This is a genomic window from Nonomuraea sp. NPDC023979 (assembly GCF_040639085.1).
GTDB lineage: Bacteria > Actinomycetota > Actinomycetes > Streptosporangiales > Streptosporangiaceae > Nonomuraea > Nonomuraea ceibae.
The window spans coordinates 155,989-179,785 of sequence record NZ_JBEZZG010000014.1 but is presented as its reverse complement, the minus strand read 5'-3'; the positions used below and the strand labels follow the sequence as shown (position 1 = coordinate 179,785).

At 74.1% G+C, this 23,797-nt stretch carries 22 protein-coding genes; 15 read left to right on the top strand and 7 right to left on the bottom strand.

The window, feature by feature from the left end; genetic code table 11:
* Window positions 1–21 precede the first annotated feature (21 nt).
* The gene (locus AB0G11_RS24745; RefSeq protein WP_357588469.1) at window positions 22–774 is read right to left on the bottom strand and encodes a FadR/GntR family transcriptional regulator; all 753 of its coding nucleotides are present in this window, start codon (window positions 772–774) and stop codon (window positions 22–24) included.
* Window positions 775–860: 86 nt separating this feature from the next.
* Between AB0G11_RS24745 and AB0G11_RS24740 the strand changes: the two genes are divergently transcribed.
* From AB0G11_RS24740 to AB0G11_RS24700, 9 genes are read left to right on the top strand one after another with little or no spacing between them, the layout of a single operon-like run.
* Window positions 861–2,375, top strand: a complete 1,515-nt coding sequence (locus AB0G11_RS24740) for an ABC transporter substrate-binding protein (RefSeq protein WP_357588467.1) — start codon at window positions 861–863, stop codon at window positions 2,373–2,375.
* The gene (locus AB0G11_RS24735; RefSeq protein ID WP_219510026.1) at window positions 2,372–3,319 is read left to right on the top strand and encodes an ABC transporter permease; all 948 of its coding nucleotides are present in this window, start codon (window positions 2,372–2,374) and stop codon (window positions 3,317–3,319) included. Before AB0G11_RS24740 ends, AB0G11_RS24735 begins: the two co-directional genes overlap by 4 nt.
* On the top strand, window positions 3,316–4,149 hold the full coding sequence (locus AB0G11_RS24730) for an ABC transporter permease (RefSeq protein ID WP_219510025.1): 834 nt from the start codon (window positions 3,316–3,318) through the stop codon (window positions 4,147–4,149). The genes AB0G11_RS24735 and AB0G11_RS24730 overlap by 4 nt, the downstream gene beginning before the upstream one ends.
* Entirely contained in the window at window positions 4,136–5,056 is a 921-nt protein-coding gene (locus AB0G11_RS24725) for an ABC transporter ATP-binding protein (protein WP_357588466.1), read from the top strand. The genes AB0G11_RS24730 and AB0G11_RS24725 overlap by 14 nt, the downstream gene beginning before the upstream one ends.
* A complete protein-coding gene (locus AB0G11_RS24720) occupies window positions 5,019–5,819 on the top strand; it encodes an ATP-binding cassette domain-containing protein (protein WP_219510022.1) in 801 nt (266 codons plus the stop codon). Before AB0G11_RS24725 ends, AB0G11_RS24720 begins: the two co-directional genes overlap by 38 nt.
* Window positions 5,816–6,997 carry a M20 family metallopeptidase gene (locus tag AB0G11_RS24715; protein WP_246646062.1) on the top strand — a complete coding sequence of 394 codons (1,182 nt, stop codon included), beginning with the start codon at window positions 5,816–5,818 and terminating at the stop codon, window positions 6,995–6,997. Before AB0G11_RS24720 ends, AB0G11_RS24715 begins: the two co-directional genes overlap by 4 nt.
* Complete coding sequence (locus tag AB0G11_RS24710; protein WP_357588465.1) at window positions 6,994–8,040, top strand: P1 family peptidase; 1,047 nt, start codon at window positions 6,994–6,996, stop codon at window positions 8,038–8,040. The genes AB0G11_RS24715 and AB0G11_RS24710 overlap by 4 nt, the downstream gene beginning before the upstream one ends.
* 22 nt (window positions 8,041–8,062) lie before the next feature.
* Entirely contained in the window at window positions 8,063–9,493 is a 1,431-nt protein-coding gene (locus AB0G11_RS24705) for an aldehyde dehydrogenase family protein (RefSeq protein ID WP_357588463.1), read from the top strand.
* A 48-nt stretch (window positions 9,494–9,541) separates the two neighbouring features.
* Window positions 9,542–10,141 (top strand): YHS domain protein, encoded by a 600-nt coding sequence (locus AB0G11_RS24700; RefSeq protein ID WP_219510017.1) that lies wholly within the window; start codon window positions 9,542–9,544, stop codon window positions 10,139–10,141.
* Window positions 10,142–10,147: 6 nt separating this feature from the next.
* Here AB0G11_RS24700 and AB0G11_RS24695 read toward each other — a convergent pair whose 3' ends face one another.
* From AB0G11_RS24695 to AB0G11_RS24680, 4 genes are all read right to left on the bottom strand, one after another.
* Entirely contained in the window at window positions 10,148–13,411 is a 3,264-nt protein-coding gene (locus AB0G11_RS24695; RefSeq protein ID WP_357588462.1) for a BTAD domain-containing putative transcriptional regulator, read from the bottom strand.
* Window positions 13,412–13,485: 74 nt separating this feature from the next.
* Entirely contained in the window at window positions 13,486–14,250 is a 765-nt protein-coding gene (locus AB0G11_RS24690; protein ID WP_219513974.1) for an SDR family NAD(P)-dependent oxidoreductase, read from the bottom strand.
* Window positions 14,251–14,297: 47 nt separating this feature from the next.
* The gene (locus AB0G11_RS24685) at window positions 14,298–14,837 is read right to left on the bottom strand and encodes a GNAT family N-acetyltransferase (RefSeq protein ID WP_357588460.1); all 540 of its coding nucleotides are present in this window, start codon (window positions 14,835–14,837) and stop codon (window positions 14,298–14,300) included.
* Between the two features lie 49 nt (window positions 14,838–14,886).
* Window positions 14,887–15,357 carry a hypothetical protein gene (locus AB0G11_RS24680; protein ID WP_357588458.1) on the bottom strand — a complete coding sequence of 157 codons (471 nt, stop codon included), beginning with the start codon at window positions 15,355–15,357 and terminating at the stop codon, window positions 14,887–14,889.
* A gap of 243 nt (window positions 15,358–15,600) precedes the next feature.
* On the opposite strand from AB0G11_RS24680, the gene AB0G11_RS24675 reads away from it, so the two are divergent.
* Genes AB0G11_RS24675 through AB0G11_RS24655 form a run of 5 tightly spaced genes read left to right on the top strand, consistent with a single transcriptional unit; the run spans window position 15,601 to window position 21,655 of the window.
* Window positions 15,601–16,998, top strand: a complete 1,398-nt coding sequence (locus AB0G11_RS24675; RefSeq protein ID WP_357588456.1) for a CehA/McbA family metallohydrolase — start codon at window positions 15,601–15,603, stop codon at window positions 16,996–16,998.
* Window positions 16,999–17,026: 28 nt separating this feature from the next.
* Complete coding sequence (locus AB0G11_RS24670; protein WP_219513943.1) at window positions 17,027–18,034, top strand: extracellular solute-binding protein; 1,008 nt, start codon at window positions 17,027–17,029, stop codon at window positions 18,032–18,034.
* Window positions 18,034–19,713: an iron ABC transporter permease gene (locus AB0G11_RS24665; RefSeq protein WP_357588454.1), complete on the top strand. Its 1,680-nt coding sequence runs from the start codon at window positions 18,034–18,036 to the stop codon at window positions 19,711–19,713. The genes AB0G11_RS24670 and AB0G11_RS24665 overlap by 1 nt, the downstream gene beginning before the upstream one ends.
* Window positions 19,713–20,750 (top strand): ABC transporter ATP-binding protein, encoded by a 1,038-nt coding sequence (locus AB0G11_RS24660; protein ID WP_219513931.1) that lies wholly within the window; start codon window positions 19,713–19,715, stop codon window positions 20,748–20,750. Before AB0G11_RS24665 ends, AB0G11_RS24660 begins: the two co-directional genes overlap by 1 nt.
* Before the next feature lie 29 nt (window positions 20,751–20,779).
* The gene (locus AB0G11_RS24655; protein WP_357588452.1) at window positions 20,780–21,655 is read left to right on the top strand and encodes an LLM class flavin-dependent oxidoreductase; all 876 of its coding nucleotides are present in this window, start codon (window positions 20,780–20,782) and stop codon (window positions 21,653–21,655) included.
* Window positions 21,656–21,685: 30 nt separating this feature from the next.
* Here the strand turns inward: AB0G11_RS24655 and AB0G11_RS24650 are convergent, their stop codons facing one another.
* The gene (locus tag AB0G11_RS24650) at window positions 21,686–22,213 is read right to left on the bottom strand and encodes an AAA family ATPase (RefSeq protein ID WP_219513927.1); all 528 of its coding nucleotides are present in this window, start codon (window positions 22,211–22,213) and stop codon (window positions 21,686–21,688) included.
* A 54-nt stretch (window positions 22,214–22,267) separates the two neighbouring features.
* A complete protein-coding gene (locus AB0G11_RS24645) occupies window positions 22,268–22,990 on the bottom strand; it encodes a L,D-transpeptidase family protein (RefSeq protein ID WP_357588450.1) in 723 nt (240 codons plus the stop codon).
* Window positions 22,991–23,258: 268 nt separating this feature from the next.
* Here AB0G11_RS24645 and AB0G11_RS24640 point away from each other — a divergent pair, with 268 nt between their 5' ends.
* A complete protein-coding gene (locus AB0G11_RS24640) occupies window positions 23,259–23,777 on the top strand; it encodes a hypothetical protein (RefSeq protein WP_219513923.1) in 519 nt (172 codons plus the stop codon).
* The last annotated feature ends 20 nt before the right edge of the window (window positions 23,778–23,797 follow it).

The window sequence follows — 23,797 nt, the reverse complement described above, 5'->3', positions numbered from 1 at the left end:
AAGTCACACTACCCCGCCCCCCTACTCCAGCAGGGCCCGCAGAGCGGCCCGCTCGCCGGCCGGCACGTAGCCGACGTAGTAGTCGTACATCGTGCGCCGCGACAGCCGGGCGGCCAGCGGCCCGTCACCGGCCCGGACGGCGGCCAGCACCTCCTCGTGGTGGCGGATGCTCTGCAGCATCAGCGCCTCCCGGTCGTCCGAGCCCGCGATCTTCCCGGCGATCAGCCCGAGCACGATCGACCGGACCACGTCGGTGCAGATCTGGATGAGCTTGTTGCGGCTGGCCCGCGCCACCGCGTCGTGGAAGGCCACGTCGGCGGCGCTGAACGCGTCGTAGCCCGCCCCGACCGCCTCGCGCATCCGGCCGATCGCCGCGTCCATCTCGGCCAGCTCGGCGTCGGTGCGCAGCCGCGCCGCCAGCAGGTTGGCCGAGGCGTCCAGCACCATCCTGAACTGCACCAGCTCGCCCAGCGACAGCTCGTCGACCCGGGCGAGCGTGGTCATCGACTTGTGTAATGCGGCGGGGGAGAAGGGCAGCACCTCCGCCCCGTTGGGATCGCCGGGCCGCGACCTGACCAGGCCGCGCGCCTGCAGCACCCGCAGCGCCTCGCGCACGGTGGACCGGCTGACGCCGAACTGCGCCATCAGCTCGCGCTCGCTCGGCAGCCGCGCGCCGGGCGGCAGTCCGCCGCTCTCGACGGCCTCCTCGATCTGCTCCACGATGCGCTCGTAGGCGCGTACGGTCCGCACCGGCTCGAAGCGTGGACCACCCATGTAAGCCCCCTTGACCCGAGCCGTCGCGGACTGGCAGTGTGCGTAGCCTACTGGTCAGACCAGTGCACTAGCCAGGAGGCTGAACAATGAGGCGAATCGGGACATGGATCGCCGTGGGCGGTCTCCTGCTGAGCGTAGCCGCCTGTGGCGGCGGGTCCGGCGGGTCCGGCGACGGCGGCACAGGCGGCACCGGCGGCGCCGGGGGCAAGGCCGAGGCGCTGTCGGTCGGGTTCGTGGCCGAGCCGGCCAACCTCGACTTCACCTCCACCGAGGGCGCGGCGATCCCGCAGGCGCTGCTGGTCAACGTCTACGAGGGCCTGGTCAAGCTCGACCAGGCCGGGCAGATCCAGCCGCTGCTCGCCGAGAAGTGGGACGTCTCCGACGACCGCAAGACCTACACCTTCACCCTGCGCAAGGGCGTCACCTTCACCAACGGCGCCCCGTTCACCGCCGACGACGTCGTCTTCTCGCTGGACCGGGTCAGGTCCGACTGGAAGCTCAAGATCAAGTCGCAGCTCGACATGGTCGAGGACGTGGAGAAGAAGGACGACGCCACCGCCGTCGTCACCCTCTCGCGGCCCAGCAACGGCTTCCTCTACACGATGGCCACCAGGCTCGGCGCCATGTTCAGCCGCACCGGCGTCGCCGACCTGGCCAACAAGCCCGTCGGCACCGGCCCCTACCAGCTCGGCGCCTGGCGGCGCGGCGACTCCATCCGCCTCGACGCCAACCCGAAGTACTGGGGCGCCAAGCCGCAGATCTCCACCGTGACGCTCAAGTACTTCAAGGACGCCACGGCCATGAACAACGCGCTGCTCACCGGCGGCATCGACGTCGTCTCCAGCGTCCAGGCGCCCGAGTCGCTGCAGCAGTTCGCCGACACCAACCGCTTCCAGACGATCGAGGGCACCACCAACGGCGAGGTCGTCCTGTCCATGAACAACGGCCGCCCGCCCTTCGACGACAAGAAGGTCCGCCAGGCCGTCCGCCACGCCATCGACCACCAGGCCCTGCTCGACACCGCCTGGGCCGGGCGCGGCCAGCTCATCGGCTCGATGGCCCCGCCCACCGACCCCTGGTACGAGGACCGCACCGGCGACTACCCCCATGACGTCGCCAAGGCCAAGGCGCTGCTCGGCGGCAAGACGTACGACGTGAAGATGCGCATCCCCAACCTGCCCTACGCCGTCGCCTCCGCGCAGGTGGTCAAGTCGCAGCTCGCCCAGGTGGGCATCAACGCCGAGATCGAGCCGCTGGAGTTCCCCGCCCGCTGGCTGGACGTGGTGTTCACCAAGGGCGACTACGACCTGTCGATCATCAACCACGTCGAACCACGCGACATGGGCATCTTCGCTGACAAGGACTACTACTTCCGCTACGACAACCCCGAGTACGGCAAGCTGCTCGCCTCCGCCGACACCGGCACCGAGCAGCAGCAGACCGACGACCTCAAGGCCGCCGCCGCGCTGCTGTCGCAGGACGCCGCCGCCGACTGGCTGTTCCTGTTCCCCAACCTGATCGTCGCCAAGAAGGGCGTCACCGGCCTGCCGGAGAACGCCATCTCCGAGTCCTTCGACTTCACCGGGCTCGCCAAGCAGTGATCCTCTACCTGCTGAAGCGCCTCGGCGTGTTCGTCGCGAGCGTCGCCGTGGCCGGGGTGCTGGTGTTCGCCTTCATGGCGGTGCTGCCCGGCGACCCGGCCGAGGTCGCGCTGGGCGTCAACGCGACGCCCGAGGCGGTGGCGGCGCTGCGCGCCGAGTTCGGCACCGACCGGCCCGCCGCGGCCCAGTTCGCCGACTGGTTCGGCGGGCTCGTCACCGGCGACTTCGGCACCTCGTACGTGACCAGCGCCCCGATCGGGCCGCAGATCGCCGAGCGGCTCAACGTCACGGTGGCGCTGGTGCTCGGCGGCATGGTCATCGCGCTGCTCATCGCCGTCCCGGCGGGCACGTTCGCCGCCGTGCACCACCGCAACCCGCTGGGCGCGGCCATCAGCGCCTTCTCCCAGGTCGGCATCGCGGTCCCGGCGTTCCTGGCGGGCATCCTGCTGGTGTTCGTGTTCGCGGTGAAGGCCCAGGCGCTGCCCTCCGGCGGCTACGTGCCGTTCGCCGACGACCCCGCCGAATGGCTGCGCAGCCTGCTGCTGCCGTGGCTGTCGCTCGGCCTCGTCCAGGGCGCCGTGCTCACCCGCTACGTCCGCTCCGCCGTGCTGGACGTGATGCGCGAGGACTACCTGCGCACCGCCCGCGCCAAGGGCCGGGGCCGGATGGGCGCGCTGTGGCGCCACGGGCTGCGCAACGCCTCCGTCCCCGTCGTCACCGTGCTCGGCCTGCAACTGGCCACGCTGCTCATCGGCGCCGTCGTCGTCGAGCGGGTGTTCGTCATCCCCGGCCTCGGCGACCTGCTCCTCAACGGCGTCGCCGGCCGCGACCTGCTGCTCGTCCAGGGCGTCGTCATGGTGCTGGTGGCCGCCGTGCTGTTGATCAACTTCCTGGTGGACGTGGCCTACGCCGCGCTCGACCCGAGGCTGCGGGGGGCGCGATGAGAGGACGGCTCAACGCGAGCCTGGTCACCGGCGGCGTCCTCGTCGGGATCGTCGTGCTGGCCGCGCTGGTGTCGTTCGTGTGGACGCCGCACGACCCCACGCTCGTCGACGCCGCCGGCAAGCTGCGCGAGCCCGGCGACGGCTACCTGCTCGGCGCCGACAAGTTCGGCCGCGACACCTTCAGCCAGCTCATGGTCGGCGCCCGCACCACCCTCTACGTGGGCATCGTGGCCGTCGGCATCGCCGCGGCGATCGGCGTCCCGCTCGGCGTGATCGCCGGGATGACGCCGCTCGGCTGGCTGTCGGAGCTGATCATGCGGGTCAACGACCTCGTGTTCGCCTTCCCGGCGCTGCTGCTGGCCGTCATGCTCGGCGCCGTCTACGGGGCCGGCACGCTCACCGCGATGATCGCCATCGGCGTCGCCACCGTGCCCGCGTTCGCCCGCGTCGCCCGCGCCGCCACCCTCCAGGTCATGGTCACCGACTACATCCTGGCCGCGCGCGCCGCCGGCCGCCGCCGCGCCGCCGTCGCCTTCCGCCACGTGCTGCCCAACATCTCCTCCGTCCTCATCGTCCAGGCGTCGGTGTCGTTCGCGATCGCCATTCTGGCCGAGGCCGCGCTGTCGTTCCTCGGCTTCGGCACCCGGCCGCCCACCCCGTCGTGGGGCCGCATGCTCCAGGAGTCGCAGGAGCTGCTGTTCTCCACCCCCCGCCTGGCGCTGTGGCCCGGCCTGGCCATCGCGCTGGCCGTGCTCGGCTTCAACCTGCTCGGCGACGGGCTGCGCGACTACCTCGACCCCAAGCTCAGGAGGATCCGTGCTGAGCGTTGAGGGCCTCACCGTCGCCGCCGACGGCGTCGAGCTCGTCCACGACGTGTCGTTCACCATCGCCTCCGGCGAACGCGTCGGCCTCATCGGCGAGTCCGGCTCCGGCAAGTCCCTGACCGCCCTGTCGCTCATGGGCCTGCTCCCCGAGGGCGTCACCGCCACCGGCGCCGCCCGGCTGCACGACCGCGACCTCGTCGGCGTCCCCGAGAAACGCCTGAAGGACCTGCGCGGCAGCGAGCTGGCCATGGTCTTCCAGGAGCCGATGACCGCGCTCAACCCGCTCATGCGCGTCGGCGCCCAGGTCGCCGAGGTCATGACCCTGCACGGCGTCCCCCGCGACCGAGCCCGCGCCCGCGCCGCCGAGCTCCTCGGCCGCGTCCGCCTGCCCCACCCCGAGCAGGTCGCCCGCGCCTACCCCCACCAGCTCTCCGGCGGCCAGCGCCAGCGCGTCATGCTCGCCATCGCCCTCGCCAACGGCCCCGACCTGCTCATCTGCGACGAGCCCACCACCGCGCTCGACGTGACCGTGCAGAAGCAGATGCTCGACCTCATCGCCGAGGTCGCCCCCGCGCTGCTGTTCATCACCCACGACCTGGCCGTCGTCGCCTCCGTCTGCGAGCGCGTCCTGGTCATGTACGGGGGCCGCGTCGTCGAGAGCGGCCCCATCCGCGAGGTCTTCACCCGGCCCCGCCACCGCTACACCGAGGGCCTGCTGGCCGCCTCGAAACTCACCCCGCGCGGCACCCGGCTGCCCACCATCGCCGGCAGCGTCCCGGCCGCCGGGACGTTCCCCGGCGGATGCGTCTTCCGCAACCGCTGCCCGCACGCCGACACCACCTGCGAGCAAGCACCGGCGCTGACAGGAGAGGGCCATGCCCACGCATGCTGGCACCCCGCTGATCGAGGCTAGCGGCCTCACCCGCGTCTACCACCGCCCGCGCACCTCGCTCACCAGGCCGGGCGAGCCCGTCCACGCGCTGCGCGGCGTGTCGCTGACCATCCGCAAGGGCGAGCGCTTCGGCATCGTCGGCGAGTCCGGCAGCGGCAAGTCGACGCTGCTGCGCCTGCTGTGCGCGCTCGACCGGCCCACCGCCGGATCCATCCGCTTCGACGGCCGCGAGATCACCGGCCTGCCCGAACGCCGGCTCCGCTTCCTGCGCCACAGCCTGCAGATCGTCTTTCAGGACCCGATGAGCTCGCTCGACCCGCGCATGCGCGTCCGCGACCTGGTCGCCGAACCCCTCGTCGCCCTCGGCGAGCCCGTCGGCGACCGCGTCACCGAACTGCTCGACGCCGTCGGCCTGCCCGCCACCGCCGCCGGCCGCTACCCGCACCAGTTCTCCGGCGGCCAGCGCCAGCGCATCGCCATCGCCCGCGCCCTGGCCCCCCGCCCCAAGGTGCTCGTCGCCGACGAGCCCGTCAGCGCCCTCGACGTCTCCGTCCGCGGGCAGATCCTCAACCTGCTGGCCGATCTCGTCGACGAGCTCGGCCTCACCCTGGTCTTCGTCTCGCACGACCTGTCCGTCGTCCGGCACGTGTGCGAGACGGTCGCCGTCATGAACGACGGCGAGATCGTGGAGACGGGCGCCGTGGACGACGTCTGGGCCGAGCCCCGCCACGCCTACACGCGCACGCTGCTGCAGGCCGTACCGACCTTGGAGGGGTTTCGTTGATCGAGGTAGACGCCCGCGGAGTCGTCGAGTTCACCCAGGCGCTCGTCCGGATCCCGAGCACCAACGACCCGGCGCGCGGCCGCAGCGAGCAGCCCGCCGCCGACCTCGTCGCCGCCAAGATGCGCGAATGGGGCTGGGAGCCCAGCGTGTACGAGGCCGCGCCCGGCAGGCCCAACGTGGTGGCCGTCGTCGAGGGCGGCGGCGGTGACGGGCCGACGCTGATGTTCGAGGGCCACACCGACGTGGTCACCGAGGGCGACCTGTCGGAGTGGACCGTCGACCCGTTCGGCGGCGAGATCCGCGACGGCAAGCTGTGGGGACGCGGCAGCGCCGACATGAAGTCCGGCCTGGCCGCCACCCTCTACGCCACCCGCGCGCTCCAGCTCGCCGGGCCGTTCCCCGGCCGGATCAAGGTGTGCGCGCTCGCCGACGAGGAGGGCCTCATGCTCGGCGCCCACCACTTCGTCGCCGAAGGGCTCGCCGCCGGCGTCGACGGCGCCATCGTCGCCGAGCCCGAGGCCGGCGAGATCTGCGCCGTCGCCAAGGGCGCGCTGCGGCTGCGCGTCGACCTCACCGGCAAGATGGCGCACGGCGCGATGCCGCAGCACGGCCGCAACCCCATCGAGGCCGTCGGCGACCTCCTCACCGCGCTGCGCGACCTCCAGGCCGAGCTCCAGCGCCGTCACCCCGCCCACGAGCACCTCGGCGAGGTGTACGTCACGCCCACCGTGGTCCGGGCCGGCACCGAGGAACAGGTCAACGTCATCCCCGCGACCGCCTCCGTCTTCGTCGACGTGCGCACCGTGCCCGGCGTCTCCCACGACGACGTCGCGGCCCGCGTCGCCACGCTGGCCGCCCGCGACGGCATCACCGCCGACGTGGCCGTCCTCGTCGACCGGCCGCCCGTCGACGTGCCCGTCACCACCCCCGTCGTCGCCGCGCTCGCCGCCGCCCACCGCGACGTCACCGGCGCCGAGCCCGTCTACGGCGGCGTCCCCGGCTCCACCGACGGCACCGTCCTCACCCACTGGGGCGGCATCCCGTCCGTCGTGTACGGGCCCGGCGGCAAGTGGATCGCCCACCAGGCCGACGAGCACGTCTCCGTCGACGAGATCGTCCGGTGCACCCGGGTGTTCGCCGAGGCCGCCCGCCGCTTCCTCACCGGGACCCTCACGTGAGACCCGGCCCCGCCAACGCCCTCACCGACGTCCCCGGCCTGCGCGTCGGCCATGCCCACCGCGTCGGCGACGGCTACCGCACCGGCACCACCGTCATCCTCGCCCCGCCGGGCGGCATGGTCGCCGGCGTCGACGTGCGCGGCGCCGCCCCCGGCACCCGCGAGACCGAGCTGCTCGACCCGCGCAACCTCGTCGAACGCGTCCACGCCATCGTCCTGTCGGGCGGCAGCGCGTACGGGCTGAGCGCCGCCTGCGGCGTCATGGACCGGCTCGCGGACGCCGGCGTGGGCTTCCCCGTCGACGGCGGCGTCGTGCCCATCGTCCCGGCCGCCGTCATCTACGACCTCGGCCGGGGCGGCGCCTTCCGCGCGACCCCGGACGCCGCCTTCGGCCACGCCGCCTGCGACGCCGCCCTGCCCTCGACGGGACGCGGCGCCGCAGGTGGGGCGCCCGCCGCCGGGTCGGTCGGGGCGGGGGCCGGGGCGGTGGCGGGCGGGCTGGCCGGGGGCGTGGGGATGGCGAGCGCCGTCCTGGACGCCGGGGTGACCGTGGCCGCGCTGGTGGTGGTGAACGCCGCCGGGTCGGTGCTGGACCCGGGCGGCGGGGTGCTGTCGGGCACCCGCTACGGGCTGCCGGGCGAGTTCGATCACCTGGGACCGCCGTCGCCGCGGGACGTGGCCGCCTGGGAGCAGGCGAACGTCACGTCGCTCAACACCACCATCGGCGTCGTCGCCACCGACGCGACGCTGACCAAGGCGCAGTGCGGCAAGCTGGCCGGGGTGGCGCACGACGGCCTGGCGAGGGCGATCCGCCCGGCGCACACGATGGTCGACGGCGACACCGTCTTCGGCCTGGCGACCTGCGCGCGGCCCTCCCCGGGCGCGGAGCCGGAGGTGTTCGGGACGGGCGAGGCGCACCTGCACGACCTGCTGTCGGCCGGGGCGGACGTGTTCAGCCGGGCCGTCGCGCACGCGATCCTGGCGGCGACGGGCCGCGAGGGCGCCCCGGCGTACCTGGACGCGTTCCCGAGCGCGCTGCGATGAGCGATCAATTGGGGGAAATGAAATGACATTTCAGGCGGAGTGGCCCGCCGGGCTGCCGGTCGGCGACGGCTGGGTGGAAGCCCCGGCCACCTCGGACGTGATCTTCCCGTACGACGGCTCGGTCGTGACCCGCGCGCCCGTCGGCGACGCCGCGCTCGCGGCCCGCGCGGTGGACGAGGCGCTGGCCGTGGCCCCCATCATGGCGGCGCTCCCGTCGCACGCCCGCCGTGCCGCGCTGACGGCCGCGCACGACGCGCTGCGCGAGCGGCGCGAGGAGTTCGAGCGCCTGCTCGTCCTGGAGACCGGCAAGCCGCTGGCCGACTGCAAGGTCGAGGTCGCGCGCACCGTCGTCACCCTGGCCACGGCCGCCGAGGAGGTGGCCAGGCTGCACGGCGAGACGGTGCCGCTCGACCTGCTCCCGTCGGGCGAGGGCCTGATCGGGTTCTGGACGCGGCGGCCGATCGGCGTCGTCGTCGGCATCACCGGCTTCAACTACCCGCTCCTGCTGGCCGCCCACAAGATCGCGCCCGCGGTCGCGGCGGGCTGCCCGGTGATCGTCAAGCCCGCCCCCGCCACCCCGCTGGCCACGCTCTGGCTCGTCCACCTGCTGCGCTCCTCCGGCGCGCTGCCGCCCGCCGCCGTCCAGCTCGTCACCGGAGACGTCGAGGTCGGCCGCACGCTCGTGGAGGACCGGCGGATCGGCGCGGTGTCGTTCACCGGCTCGGCCGCCGCCGGGCACGCCATCGCCCGCGCCGCCGCCCCCACCAAGGTCCTGCTCGAACTCGGCTCCAACGCCGCCCTCGTCGTCGCCGCCGACGCCGACCTGGAGGCCGCCGCCGACGCCGTGGTGCGCGGCGGCTACTACGCCTCCGGCCAGGCGTGCATCTCCGTCCAGCGGGTGCTCGTCGAGGAGGCCGCGCACGAGGAGTTCCTGACGCTGCTGGCCGAGCGGATGAAGGACGTGACCGTGGGCGACCCGCGCTCACCGCACACCCGCGTCGCGCCGCTCATCGACCCGGCCGCCACCGACCGGGTGCTCGACCGGATCGGCGCGTCCGGCGCCCGCGTCGTGACGGGCGGCGTCCGCGACGGCCGCGCCATCGCGCCCACCGTGCTCACCGGCGTCCCGGAGGGGGCCGAGGTGTGGGACGAGGAGATCTTCGGCCCCGTCGTATGCGTCCGCCCGGTGCCGGACCTCGACGCCGCCTTCGACGCCGTCAACGCCTCCCGGTACGGCCTGCACGCCTCCGTCTACACCCGCTCGCTGGCCACCGCGTTCGCCGCGATCGAGCGCATCGACGCCGGGGGAGTGGTGGTCAACGAGGTGCCGGGCTTCCGGGCGGACAACATGCCGTACGGCGGCGTCAAGGACTCCGGCGCGGGCCGCGAGGGGCCCCGCTTCGCCATCGAGGAGCTGACCGTCACCCGGATGGCCATCATCCGCCCGTCCTGACAGCCACCTGACAGCGGCCCGGCAGGCCCCGGCCGCACGCTGGGCCGCATGATGTTCATCGAACTCTTCGTCCCCAAAGGCGTCCTCGACTCCGACCGCCGCCTCGTCGCCGAACGCCTCGGCTCCCTCCACGAGCTGACCGGGGGAGGCGAGCTGATCGGCGACGGGACCGCCGAGGTGTTCCGGTCCATGTTCCAGGTGGTCGTGCACGAACCGGACGTGTGGGTGGCCGCCGGACGCGCCCTCGGCCCCGCCGACCGGCCCCGCTACCTGGTCCGCGTGTACGTTCCCGGCCCCTGGCGCAAGGACATGAGCGAGGCGGTGGTCTCGTACGCGACCAAGGTCCTCAGGGAGTCCGACGGCCGGGACCCGGACGTGCAGGTGCACGTGCTGGGCGTGCCCGAGGGCGGCATCGGCCTGAACGGGCGCGCCACCACGTCCGAGGGCATCGTGGAACTCCTGAACGCGCCGGTCGAAACCGACCTCGCCGAGGGCCGCGCCGCCCGCGACCCGATGTGCGGCGTGATCGTGCCCCTGGACGACGACGCGGTCACCCTGGAGGAGGACGGCGTCCTGCACGCCTTCTGCTGCTCCGGCTGCCGCGACGCCTACGTCGCCAGGCGCGCCAGGCAGGCCGCCCGCTCCTGACGCGCCTCACACCGCCCGCAGCGCGGCGAGCGCGGCCGCCCGGTCCAGGCGGCGGCCGCGCTCGAAGGCGGCCCGGCGCCCGGAGGTGACCAGCAGGGCGCGCGTCAGCCGGACGACGTCCGGATGACGCGCGTCCGGGCCGCCCCGCACCGCCTCGGCGGCGCCCAGCGTCTCCGCCGCCCGCACCGGCTCGCCGCGCCGCAGCAGCAGATCCGTCAGCCCCACCCCCACCTGCGCGACCATCGGCGGGTCCGGCATCGCCGCCGCCAGCGCCAGCGCCTCCCCGAGCCAGCGGGCCGCCGCCTCCAGCTCCCCGGCGGCGACCGCCAGCCGCCCCGCCCCCGCCGCGTACAACGTCCGGTACGGCGTGTCGCCCTCCTCGCCCGCCAGCCGCAACTGCCGGCCGGCCTCGCCCAGGTCCCCCTCGCAGCGGGCCAGGTCCGCCAGCGCCACCCGCGCCACGGCCGCCCGCCGCGGCCCGCCAGGCCCCGGCTCGCCCTCCTCGGCCAGCCGCAGCAGCCGCGCCCGGGCCCCCTCCGGCTGCCCGGCGTGGACGCGCACCATCGCCACCCACACCCCCAGCTCGTGGTGCGTGCCCAGGTCGGCGGCCAGTCCCTCGGCCTCCTCCAGCGCCGCCACGGCCGCATCGTACGCGTCGGCGGCGATCTCGACCGACGCCAGCGACATCAGCGTCAACGCCAGCCCCCACCGCTCCCCGGCCTCCCGGAACCCCGCGACCGCCGCCACCAGATCGGCGCGCCCCGCCGCCATCCCGGCGTCGGTGCCGCGCAGCAGCGACCGCGCCAGCCACACCATCCCGCGCGTCCAGGGATCCCCCGCTTCCAGGTACGGCTCCAGCCCGCTCAGCCCGCTGTCCGCCTCGCCACGGGCCAGCGCCAGCAACGCCCCCGCGAACGCCCCGAGCGCTCCCTCCTCACCCGAACCGCCGGGGTCGCCCGGGGGGAGGGCCGCCGCCGCGCCCGCCAGATCACCCGTCATCAGGGCGTTCAGCAGGAAGACGGCCACCGCCGTCCGCCGGGGACCCGGCGCGGACCGGCCCGGCACCTGAAGGGCCGCGCGCAGCCGGGCGACCGCCTCCGCGTGCTCACCGCGCACCGTCCAGAACATCGCCAGCGCCGCACCCAGCCGCACCGCCACATCCGCGTCGCCGTGGTCGCACGCGGTGCGCAGCGCGGCCAGCAGATGGTCCCGCTCGGCCGCCAGCCGCGCCACCCGGCCCAGCTGCCCGGCCCCTCGCAACTCGGGCCCCGCGGATTCGGCCAGCGCGAGAAAGCACGCGGCATGCGCCTCCCGCGCCGCCCGCAACCGGCCCGACTCCGCCAGCCGCAGCAGCCCGTACTCCCGGATCGTCCCCAGCATCCGGTAGCGGTCGCCGTCGAGCTGCAGCAGCGACTTGTCCACCAGCGCGTGCAGCGCGTCCTCACCGACGCCCGCCCCGGCCGCCGCCTGCGCCGTGAAGCTCGCCGGGAAGACCGCCGCCCGCTCCGCCGCCTCCCGGACGCCGCCGTCCAGCAGGTCCCAGCTCCACTCCACCACGCCGCGCAACGTCCGGTGCCGGGGCGAGGCCGTCCGGCTGCCGCCCGTCAGCAGCCGGAACGGGCCGTCCCCGCGCGGCAGCCCGTCGGCCAGCCGGTCCAGCGTCATCGTCCGCAGCCGGGCCGCGGCCAGCTCGATCGCCAGCGGGAGCCCGTCCAGCCGCGCGCACACCTCACCGACCCGCCCCGACGGGACGAACCCCGGCCGCACGGCCAGCGCCCGCGCCGAGAACAGCCGCTCGGCCTCCTCCAGCGGCAGCGGGGCCACCGGGCACAGCGCCTCCCCGTCGATGCGCAGCGGCTCCCGGCTCGTCGCCAGCACCCGCAGACCGGGGCAGCGGCCGAGCAGCGCCTCCACCAGCCGGGCCACCGGGTCCGCCACGTGCTCACAGTTGTCCAGCACCAGCAGCGCCCGCGCCCCCGCGAACGCCTCGGCCAGCTGCTCCACGGCGTCCGCCCGGACCCGCAACCCCAACGCCCGCGCCACCGCCAGCGCCACGTCCCCCGCGTCGGCCACCGCCGCCAGCCCCACCCACCACACCCGACGGCTGGGATCGCTCCGGCGCGCCTCGGCGGGCACCCCGCCGGTGGCCACGGCTGCGATGGCGAGGCGCGTCTTCCCCACGCCGCCGGGGCCGACCAGCGTCACCAGCCGACCGGCGGCCAGGCGCGCGGCGATCAGCCGCAGCTCCGCCTCCCGCCCGACGAGCTCCGTCAAGGCCACCGGCACCCGCCCCTCACCCCCGAACGGCCCCTCTCCGGACGGGCCGGTGCGGGAGCCCGGGAGGTGCGCGCCCTCGGCCCCGTGCGGGCCCTCGCCCCCGTGCGGGGTTTGGCTTCCGTGGGGACGCTCACCCTTGCTCGGGCGCTGGTCTTCGCGCTCGTCCGCTACGGAGGGAGTGCGGTCCTGAAGTTCCCTCGGGTGTGCGCCGTCTGGCGTGGCCCCGGGGGGCGGGGGGTCGGAGGGGAGGGGGGTGGGGGGTGTGCCGTGGAGGAGGTGGAGGTGCAGGGCGCGGAGGTCGGGGCCGGGGTCGGTGCCGAGTTCGGCGGCCAGCAGGCGGCGGTAGGTCTCGAAGGCGGCCAGGGCTTCGGCCTGCCTGCCGTGGGCGGCGAGCGTGCGGAGGTGGAGGGCGCGCAGGCGCTCGCGCAGGGGGTGGGCGGCGGTGAGCTGCTCCAGCTCGGCCACGTCGCCCGGCGGCCGGTGCCCGGTGGCGAGCTCGGCCTCGATGCGGTCCTCCAGCGCGCCGAGCCACAGCTCCTCCAGGCGTACGGCGGCCGAGGCGGCGAAGGGGAGGGCGGCGGCGTCGGCCAGCGGTTCGCCCCGCCACAGCGCCAGCGCGCCGGCGAGCGCGGGCAGGGCGGCGTCCGGGCGGCCCTCGCGCAGCGCCCGGTGCCCCTGGGCGGCGAGCCGTTCGAAGCGGGTCACGTCCACGCTGTCGCCGGGCAGGTCGAGCCGGTACCCGGCGGGTTCGGAGCGCAGGGCGTCGCGGCCGGGCAGGGCGCGGCGCAGCCGGGACACGAGCGAGTGCAGGGCCGGGGCCGGGTTGGCGGGGCCGCCGTCGGGCCACAGCGCCTCGGCCAGGGCGCGTGAGGTCACCATGCCGCCCGGGTCCAGGGCCAGCCGGATGAGCAGCGCCCGCAGCCGGAACCCGCCGACGTCGACCGGCCCCCCGTCCGCCACCACCTCCAGTGGCCCGAGCACCCCGATGCGCATGGCCCCACTCTGCCACGCCACGCCGGCCCCGGCGGGCGGCAGCCGGACCGGGAGGCGGCTGTCTCGGCGGGGCGCTAGTTCGGTGGGTCGAAGCGGCCGTCGACGGCGGTCCAGCCGCCGTCGACGTGGAGCACGGAGCCGGTGACGAAACTGGCCGCGTCGCTCGCCAGGTAGACGACCGCGCCGGCCATCTCCTCCGCCGTGGCCCACCGGCCCAGCGCGCTCTTGGCCGCGTAGGCGTCGTACCAGGCGGGGTTGTCCTTGATCTGCCTGGTCAGCGGCGTCTCGACGACGCCGGGCGCGATCGCGTTGACCCGCACCCCGGACGGCCCGAACTCGGCGGCGGCGGTGCGCAGGAGCTGCACCAGCCCGGCCTTGGTGGCCGAGTAGACGCCCTGGCCGGGTTCGGTCACGGAGGCGCGGATCGACGCGAAGCCGATGATGGAGCCGCGGCCCCGTTCGACCATGCCCGCGCCGAAGGCCCGGATCACCTCGAACGAGGCGCGCAGGTTCAGGTCGACGACCCGGTCGAACTCCTCGCCGGTGTAGTCGAGCAGCCGCTTGCGCACGTTCGTGGCGGCGGTGAACACGAGCACGTCGACGGGGTGTTCGGCCGCGGCGGCGGCGCGCAGCTCGCCGGTGTCGAGCACGTCGAGCAGCCGGGCGGCGCCGCCGCAGCGCTCGGCGGTGGCGGTGGCGGCGGCCAGGTCGCGGTCGGCGCACACGACGTCGGCGCCGTGCGCGGCCAGCGCGAGCGCCGACTCCCTGCCGATGCCGCTACCGGCTCCGATGACCACCGCACGCCGCCCGTCCAGGCGGAACAACCGCTCGTATGCCATGGAGGCACCCTAACGACTGGTCTGACCAGTGCACCAGGCCGGGTGGTTCAGGACCGGCGCGCCTCCCACTCCTCGCGGGTGATCTCGTACTCGACCTCGCCCTGGTCGGAGCCGTCGATCACGTCCGGCCAGTCCTGGAAGAACGTGCGCACGAAGCGCAGCCCGCACTTCTCCATGACGCGCCGCGAGCCGCGGTTGACCGTCATCGTCTCGGCGTACACGCGCCGGGCGCCGAGGGAGAAGGCGCGGTCGATGAGCGCCAGCGAGCCCTCGGTCGCGTAGCCCTTGCCCCAGGCCGCCTTGTGCAGCCGGTAGCCCAGCTCAGGCCCCTCGGCGGGGCCGTTCAGGAGGAACCAGCCGATGAACGTCTCCCCGTCGAACGCGGCGTAGAAGCCCCCGGCGGCGAACCTCGGCAGCGTCTCCCCGGTGATCACCTCGCGGGGGACCGGCTTGCCGCCGTTGAGGTAGCGCATCACCTCGGGGTCGTTGTGCAGGTCGTACAGGAGGTCGGCGTCGGCCTCGGTCTCGGTGAAGCGGCGCAGGGCCAGGCGGTCGGTCCGCAGGTAGAAGTCCACCCGCACACGCATACCACCCGGCTCCGGCGCGGTTCGACAGGTTTTCCGGCCCGGCCGGCGGTCACTTCGACAGGTAGAGGGTCTTCCAGGTGCCCGCGTACAGGCAGGTGAGGGAGGGCTTGGCGGCCTTGGGCTCGGCGCAGACCTTGAGCTCGACCTGGTAGACGTCCCCGTGGCTGATCGTGAAGTGCTTCGGGGTGCGGTAGGAGCAGTCGCGGGCCCAGCGGTGCCGGAACGGCAGCTCGCCGCCCGAGCGGTAGGTGATGCGGAAGACCGCCCACCCGCACGCGGCGCCGCGCGTGTTGTCGCGCACGGTGCCGCTGATCCGGACGGCGTCGGCGGTCGGCAGGTCGGCGTGGTCCTCACCGGTGGCGGTCAGCGTGCCGGCCGCGACGGCGCGCTTCCCGGGAGCCTGGTACGGGCCCCACGACCCGGCGGAGGGGGCGGCGTGCGCGGCGGGGGCGAGGGCGGCGACGGTGATGGTGGCGGTGGCGGTGACTGCGAGACCGGCGAGGGCGCGGGAGAGGCTCATCGGAGGACCGTCCTTCCTGGTGGATGGCCTCACTGTGCGATGCGGCGGTTTCAACCGGCTTGCCGGTGAATGACCGGCGATTTCAACCGGCTTGCCGCACTCCGCCCCTCCGCGGAAAGCCGGGATGTCCCCGCGACCATACGACAGATTCACCTTATGTCTTAACAAACGTTGACTTTTTGTTCATCTCCCGGATAGAAAGCTGTCACTGATCGGCAAGGAAGACGGGAGTCCGGCGGCACCATGATCAGGGAGATCGAGCTGCTCAGCGTGGCCACCAGCCTGCCGGAGCCCGCGCTGGACCTGCACTACCTGCACTACCCGCTGGACGTCCCCGAGGGCGCGGGCGAGCTGGAGCTGGAGCTCGCGTACGACAAGGTCATGGACGTCGTCCAGATCTACGCGGTGCTCCTCGACCCCGCGGGAACGTTCCGGGGGCACGTGCAGTGTCCCGGCGGGCCGGGGCCGAGGCGGCTGGTGATCCGCGTCGGGCGACACGACGCGACGCCGGGATGCGTCCCGGGCCCGGTCCCGCCCGGCCGATGGACCGTACGCCTCGATCTCGACCGCCACAAGCGGGCCGCGCCGTACGAGCTGACCGTGCGCGTCCGCCCGGCCGGGGAGCCGGCGACGGCGGCGGCGCGAACCGTGCCGCGCGAGCGTCCCGCGCCGGGGGAGGTCACGCGCGGCGGCGCCGGCTGGTACCGGGGCGAGCTGCACAGCCACTCCCACCACTCCGACGGCCGCAGGCCCGTCGCCGACCTGGTGCGGGCCGCCCGTGACGCCCGCCTGGACTTCCTGGCCGTCACCGACCACTTCACCTCCGCCCACTGGGACGACCTGGCCGCGCACGACGACGAGCTCGTGCTGCTGCGCTCGATGGAGCTCACCAGCCACCGCGGCCACGCCAACCTGCACGGCCTGTCGCGCTGGGTCGACACGTACGTGGACCGCCCCGAGCACACGATGACCCAGGTGGCCGCCGACGTGCACGAGCAGGGCGGGCTGCTCTGCGTCAACCACGCCTTCAGCGGCGACCAGGCGTGGCGGCGCTTCGACACCCCGTGGGACCGCGTCGACCTCATCGAGATCGCCCACCTCCAGCAGGGCGCCAACAACGACGCGCAGATCGGCCTGTGGGACCGGCTGCTCACGGCCGGGCACCGGGTGATCGGCGTCGCGGGCAGCGACTGCCACGACCCGCACGACCCGGCGCAGGCGCTCGGCCAGGTGGTGACCGTGGTGCACGCCGAGGAGGCGAGCCGGGCGGGGATCGTGGCGGGGCTGCGGGCCGGGCGGGTGGCCGTGTGGCGCGGCGCCGACCTCGACATGCGCGTGGACGGCGCGCCGATGGGGTCGAGCACCGGGCGCGGGCGGGTGCGCGTCGAGGTGGACGTGCGGGCGGACGAGCCGGTCGTGGTGTTCGTGCTGCGCGACGGGCTGATCATCGGCGTGGTCCCGGCCGGGGACCGGCCGGGGGAGTGGCAGCGGATCGCCGTCGAGGACGTGATCGACCGGCCCGGCTACTACCGGGCCGAGGCGCACGCCGACCCCGGCAGGCACGACCCCCGCTTCTGGGCCAGCTCGATGCGCGACCACAGCTCGCTGCGGGCCGCCGGCAACCCGGTATGGATCCGCTGAAACCCCCCTCAGATCAGGAGACACCACCATGCGGTACGGGATCATGCTCGGCGCGGTCACGCTGGCCCTGGCGGGCTGCTCGGGTGTGCTGACCAACAACGACGCGGGCGCCGGCCAGGGCGACGCGAACTCGCTCACGCTCTACTCCGTCAGCGGCCCCGAGGTCACGGACCCGATCCTGGCCGCGTTCAGGACCGCGCACCCCGACATCACCGTCAACAAGATCAGCCTGCCGGGCACCGGCGAGGCGTTCGCCCGTGTCAGGGCGGAGAAGGACCGGCCGCTCGGCGACGTCATCTGGGGCGGCTCGTCCGAGCTGTACTCGGCCAACGCCGACCTGATCGCCCCCGTCGAGCTGCCCAACGACGCCGCCACCGTGGCCAAGGACCCCAACCATGTCTGGCACGCCACCGACCTGCTCTTCCAGGCGATCGCCGTGAACACCGACAAGTTCCCCGACGCGAGCAAGCACCCCAGGACGTTCGCCGACCTGGCCGAGCCGGACTACCCCGGCGGCGAGATCGCCTTCGCCACCCCCAAGTCGTCCGGCACCTCCTACAGCCTGCTCACCACCATGGTCACGCTGCACGACTGGGAGTACGTGACCCGGTTCGCGAAGAACGCGCGGCTGCTCGACGGCTCCACGGCCATGTTCAACATGGTCAAGGACGGCGAGGTCGGCACCTCGTTCATCAACGAGGACCTGGGCGCCAAGTGGATCGAGGCCGGGGCCAAGATCAAGCTGATCTACCCGTCCGACGGCGTGTCCAGCCAGATCGGCTCCGCCGGAGTCATCAAGGGCGCCAAGCACCTGGAGGCGGCCAAGACGTTCGTGGACTTCCTGATGTCGAAGGAGGCCCAGCAGACGATGGTCGACCAGGTGCAGCGGCGCTCCTCCCGCGCCGACGTGTCCGCGCCGACCGGGCTGCCGCCGGTCGAGCAGCTCAAGCGGGCCGGCGTGGACGAGAAGTGGGCGGCCGGGCAGAAGGACGAGATCCTGGCCAAGTTCGACGACGCGGTCAAGAGCGCGGGCTGATGGCCGTCCGGTCCCGGTCCCGTTCCTCCCGGGCGAACTGGCGCGACCCGTGGCGGCTGGCCGGCCTCCTCGCCCTGCTCGTCCTGCTGATCTTCATCGTCTACCCGCAGCTGTGGATCGTCACGGCCGCGTTCACCTCCGACACGGGCGAGTTCACGCTCGACCGGTTCGCCGCGTTCGCCGCCGACGACCGGTTCACCGCGCCGCTGGTGCACAGCGTCGTCGTCAGCCTCGCCGTCGCGGCGGGCGCCGCGCTGGTGGCGGTGCCGCTCGCGTTCGTCATGGCCCGCTACCGGGTGCCCGGCCGGGAGGCCGTGCTCACGCTGCTGACGATGGCGACGACCTCGCCGCCGTTCCTCGGCGCGTACGCGTGGCTGCTGCTGCTCGGCAGCGGCGGCATCGTCACCAAGGCGGCCCGCGAGGCGGGGGTGCCGCTGCCGTTCGACTCGATCCTCGGCGTCGGCGGCATCATCTGGGTGGGCGTGTGGTTCACGTTCGCGCTGATCTTCCTCATGGTGTACGACGCGTTCCGGGCGGTCGACCCGGCGCTGGAGGAGGCCGCGCTGTCGGTCGGGTCCACGCCGTGGCGGGCGCACTGGAAGGTGACGCTGCCGCTGGCGGTGCCCGCGATCGTCACCGGCTGCTACCTGGCCGGGATGCGGATCTTCGCCGACTTCGGCACGCCCATGCTCATCGGCGGCGGCTACCAGATGCTGCCCGTCGTGGTCTACCAGAACTTCATGTCCGAGGTGGCCGCCAGCCCCGGCATCGCCGCCACGGCCAGCATCGTGATGGTGCTCGTCTCCGGGCTCGCCCTGGTCGCGCAGCGGCGGATCGTCGCGCGGCGCTCGTTCGCCGTGACCGGCGGCCGGGAGCAGCCGCTGCGCGAGCTGCGCGGCCTGCCCAGAGCGCTGACGCTGGGCGGGATCTGGACGGCGCTGCTGCTCGGGTTCGTGCCGCACCTCGTGGTCGTCCTCACCAGCTTCCTGCGCTGGCAGTCGGGCATCCTGCAGTGGGAGCCGACGCTGGACAACTACCGGCGGCTGTTCGAGGAGTCGCTGCAGCCGATCGTGCTCAGCTTCGTCTTCGCCGGCATCGCCTGCCTGCTCGCGCTGGTCACGGGCGTGGTCGTGGCCTACATCGTGGCCCGCAAGCGCTTCCGGATCTCCGGCCCGCTGCTGAACAACCTCGTCATGGTCCCGTACATCCTGCCGGGCACGGTGTTCGCCATCGGGTTCATCCTGGCGTTCAACCATCTGCCGGTCATCCTCACCGGCACCGCGCTGATCATCGTGGTCGCCTACTTCATCCGGCGGCTCCCGTACGTGATGAAGTCCATCGAGACCGCGCTCGCCCAGGTGCACCCGTCGCTGGAGGAGGCCGCGATGAGCGTCGGCGCGCCGCCCAGGCGCAGCTTCCGCGACGTCGTCGTGCCGATCATCAGGCCCGCCGTCATCTCCGGCGGCACCGTCGGCTTCCTGCAGATGATCACCGAGCTGTCGGCCACCGTCATGCTGTACGCGGTGCCGTGGGTCACCATGACCGTGGTCATCTTCACCAACGCCATGCAGCCCGGCAGCCCGTTCGGCGTCGCCTCGGCCATGACCACCGTGCTGCTCGTGTCCGTCTACGTCCCCCTCTACCTGCTGCGCCGCCGCTACAACATCCGGAGCATCTGATGGACATCAGCATCGAGGGCGTCTCCAAGTCCTTCGGCGAGACCACCGCCCTGGAGTCGGTCGACCTGCGGGTGCCGTCGGGGCGGCTGGTCACGTTGCTCGGCGCGTCCGGCTGCGGCAAGACGACGCTGCTGCGCATCGTCGCCGGGTTCGAGACGGCCGACACCGGCAGCGTCCGGTTCGGCGAGCGCGACCTGGCCCGGGTGCCGGTGTGGAAGCGCCGCATCGGGTTCGTCTTCCAGAGCTACGCGCTGTGGCCGCACATGACCGTCGCCGAGAACGTCGCGTACGGGCTGCGCCTGCGCAAGCTGCCCAAGCAGGAGATCGCCGCCAAGGTGGCGGCCGGGCTGGCCATGGTCGGGCTGACCGGCCGCGAGCAGCGCAGGCCCGGCCAGCTCTCCGGCGGCCAGCAGCAGCGCGTCGCCCTGGCCCGCGCGCTCGCCCTGGAGCCCGACGTGCTGCTCATGGACGAGCCGCTGTCCAACCTGGACGCCAAGCTGCGGATCGAGATGCGCCGCGAGATCCGCCGCATCCAGCAGGAGACCGGCATCACCGCCGTCTACGTCACCCACGACCAGGACGAGGCGCTGGAGATCTCCGACCTGGTCGCCGTCATGAACGGCGGCCGCGTCGAGCAGATCGGCGCCCCCGAGGACGTCTACGACCGGCCGGAGACCACGTTCGTCGCCTCGTTCGTCGGCACCGTCACCCTGCTGAAGGGCGAGGTCACCGCCGACGGCGGGCTCGCGCTCGGCGGCGGCGCCACCGTCGCGCTCGGCCGGCCGCCCGGCCCGCCCGGCGCCGTCGTGAACGTCGCCCTGCGCCCCGAGGACCTGCGCCTCGTCGACGCCGGCGCCCAGTTCACCGGCACCGTGGTGCGCAGCAGCTTCCAGGGGTCCGGCCGCGAGTCCGTCGCCGAGCTGCCCGGCGGCGAGCACGTCACGTTCGAGCACCGCCGGCCGCTCGCCACCGGCGCCACCGTCGGGCTGGTGGCCGACCGCTTCACCGTCGTCGAACGCGACACGGGCCTCGCCTGAGCCCCGGACCGGCGGGTACAAAGGATCACATGACCGCACTCGGCGCCGTGTTCCGGCCCCAGCTCCCGCCCGAACGCCTCCGCGAGGTCGCCCAGGCCGCCGACGACGCCGGGCTGGAGCAGCTGTGGCTGTGGGAGGACTGCTTCTTCGAGGGCGGCGTCTCCACCGCCTCCGCCGCGCTCGCCTGGACCCGCAGGCTGCGCGTCGGCGTCGGGCTGCTGCCCGTCCCGCTGCGCAACGCCGCGCTGGCCGCGATGGAGGCGGCCGCGCTGCACCGGATGTTCCCCGGCCGGGCCGTCGTCGCCCTCGGTCACGGCGTGCAGAGCTGGATGGGGCAGACCGGGGCGCGCGTGGAGTCGCCGCTCACGCTGCTGCGCGAGCACCTGGCGGCCACCCGGGCGCTGCTGCGCGGCGAGCGCGTCACCACGCGGGGGCGTTACGTGCGGCTCGACGACGTCGCCCTCGTGTGGCCGCCCGCCTCGCCGCCCGCCTCGCCGCCGCCGGTGCTCGCCGGAGCCACCGGGCCGCGCACCCTGCGCCTGTCGGGCGAGGCCGCCGACGGCACCGTCATCGTCGCCGGCACCGCCCCGGACGACGTACGGCGGGCGCGCCGGCTCATCGACGAGGGGCGGGAGGCGGCCGGGCGTGACGACCGGCACGAGCTCGTCTGCTACCTGCACGCCGCCACCGGCCCCGACGGGCCCGCCCGGCTCGAGGCCGAGACCGCCCTCGGCGGCAGGCCGGAGTACGGCGCCGCCGGGCCGGCCGCGGCGATCGCCGAGGCCGCCGCGCGGCTGGCCGAGGCCGGGGCCGACACCGTGATCCTGCAGCCCACCGGTGACGAGCCCGACCCGGCGGGCTTCGTCCGCTTCACCGCGGAAGAGGTGCGGCCCCTCCTCACCTGACCGAACGCCGTACCGGGACTCGTGGCGGCGTCAGGGGGCCCAGGCGGTGGCCTTCAGGACGGCGGCGGCCACGGCGGCGGGCGGGTCGTCCGCCACCTGCACCGTGACGTCGTCGACCTCGGCCGCGTCCAGGATGTCGTCGAGCTCGCCCGCGCGGGCCAGGTGCCAGCGCAGCCGCGCCTCGTCGCCGTCGTGCCGCCGGACCAGCCGCCGCCGGAGCGTGGCGGGCTCGACGCGCAGCCGGCACACGGTCAGGTCGACGCCGAGCGCCTCCCGGTAGCGTCCCCGCTCCTCCAGGCTCTCGATGACGCCCGCGAGGACCAGCCGCACGGCCCCCGCCTCCAGGTAGTTGCGGGCGACGCTGCGCAGGTTGCGCACGGTCATCGCCGAGTTGAACGGGTCGCCGGGCGGCGACGGCCAGGAGCGGCGCAGCCAGTCGAGGTCGAGCACGGCGCCGGGGACGCGGGCGTCGGCGAGCAGGTCGCCGAGCGCGTCAGCCACCGTGGTCTTGCCAGCGCCGACAGTGCCCGTGATCAGGAGGGCGCGGGCTGGGGACATGCGGCCATTCTGGCAGAGACCCCGTCCGGCCGGTCCGTGCCCCCGGCGGCCGGCTCACCTCCCGCCGCGCCGCACGTACACGGGCTCACCCACGTCGACCAGGCGATACAGCTTGTCGGCGGTGTCCATCGGCACCCGCACGCAGCCGTGGGAGGCGGGCCGCAGCGGCACCTTCGTCGACCCGTGCATCGCCACCCCGCCGACGAAGTACAGCGAGTTGTACATCGACCCGAGCGGCCCCGTCGTCCATCCCGGGGCCCGCTTGGTCACCCGGAAGTCACCCTCCGGGGTGCGCGCGATCCGGCAGCGGCCGCCCTCGCAGAACTGCACCCCGGCGCCGCTCGACATGTGGGAGATCAGCACCGGCCGCCGGTCGCGGTAAACGGCGAGAAGCTGGCGGCGCAGGTCGATCTCGACGCGGTCGCGGGGGCCGCCCGGCACCAGCGGGCGCATTCTCCGGGGACGTTCCAGGGCGCGCAGCACCTTGGCGTCGGCCACGTTGCGCGGGCGCATTCCCTGGCTCTTCTGGAACCCCCACACCGCGGCCCGGGTGGATTCGTCGAAAACCCCGTCGGCCTGTCCCCAGAAATAGCCGCCGGCCCGCAGCCGCCGCTGCATCTGCTTCACGGCGGGGCCCCGGTCGCCGGGCCTCAGCACGCCCGCCGGGGCGGCGGGATCGGCGGCCACGCGGGCGGCGGGCGCGAGCGCCGCGGGTGCGGGGACGGCGGGAGCGAGGGGCAGTCCCAGGCCCACCGCGAGAACCAAGACGTTGATCATACGCCACTTCGTTTCCCTGTTCGGTGCATGCGCACCCCGGCGAAATGCCTTTTTCCGTAAAGGGCTGCGAGCCATTGTTGTCCCGCTAAATCCGGACAAATTGAATTTCGCTCTCACGCCTCGCGGAAATGGCGATCCTTTGATCATCCATTGCTGTTCGACTGGATAAGAGTGATCGGGAGTGCGGGTATGTCTGCGGCTGTCGCGGAGCGAGCGAGTCGGCGCCCCGCGTCCAGATCGATAAACCCATGAACGGAAACGATCGCCCATGAACACTGAGAGTCGAGCGCCGCGCGCGCTCAAGCGGGTCGCCACCCTGGCCCTCGCGACTGCTGCCGCCAGCGTCATGCTTCTCCCGGCGGCGCAGGCCGCCGGCGCCAGCACGGCTCAGGTGGCCGGCACCGCCGTCCAGGCGGGCGTGGTCACCGGTGCGCACGAGAAGCCCCTCCTGGGCTGCCGTCACCGCCGCTGCGGGCACGGCTGGGGCCACCGCTGGTGGGGTGGCTGGCGCCACAAGTGCCACCGTCACCACCACCACTGCCGTCGCGGCCCGAGGGGCCCCGAGGGTCCGCGCGGCCCGCAGGGACCGGCGGGTCCGCAGGGCCCCCAGGGCCCTCCCGGAAAGGTCATCCACAAGCCGGTGTGGCCCCACAAGCAGCACGAGCTGGAGCCGTGGTGGGCGCACAACGACCACGACCACGACCGCGACTGGAACCGCGGCTGGGACGACGGTAACGGCTGGTGGGAAGGCTGGCGCCACCACGACCGCAACCACGACGACGACTGACCGGCGGGCGCGCCCGCGCG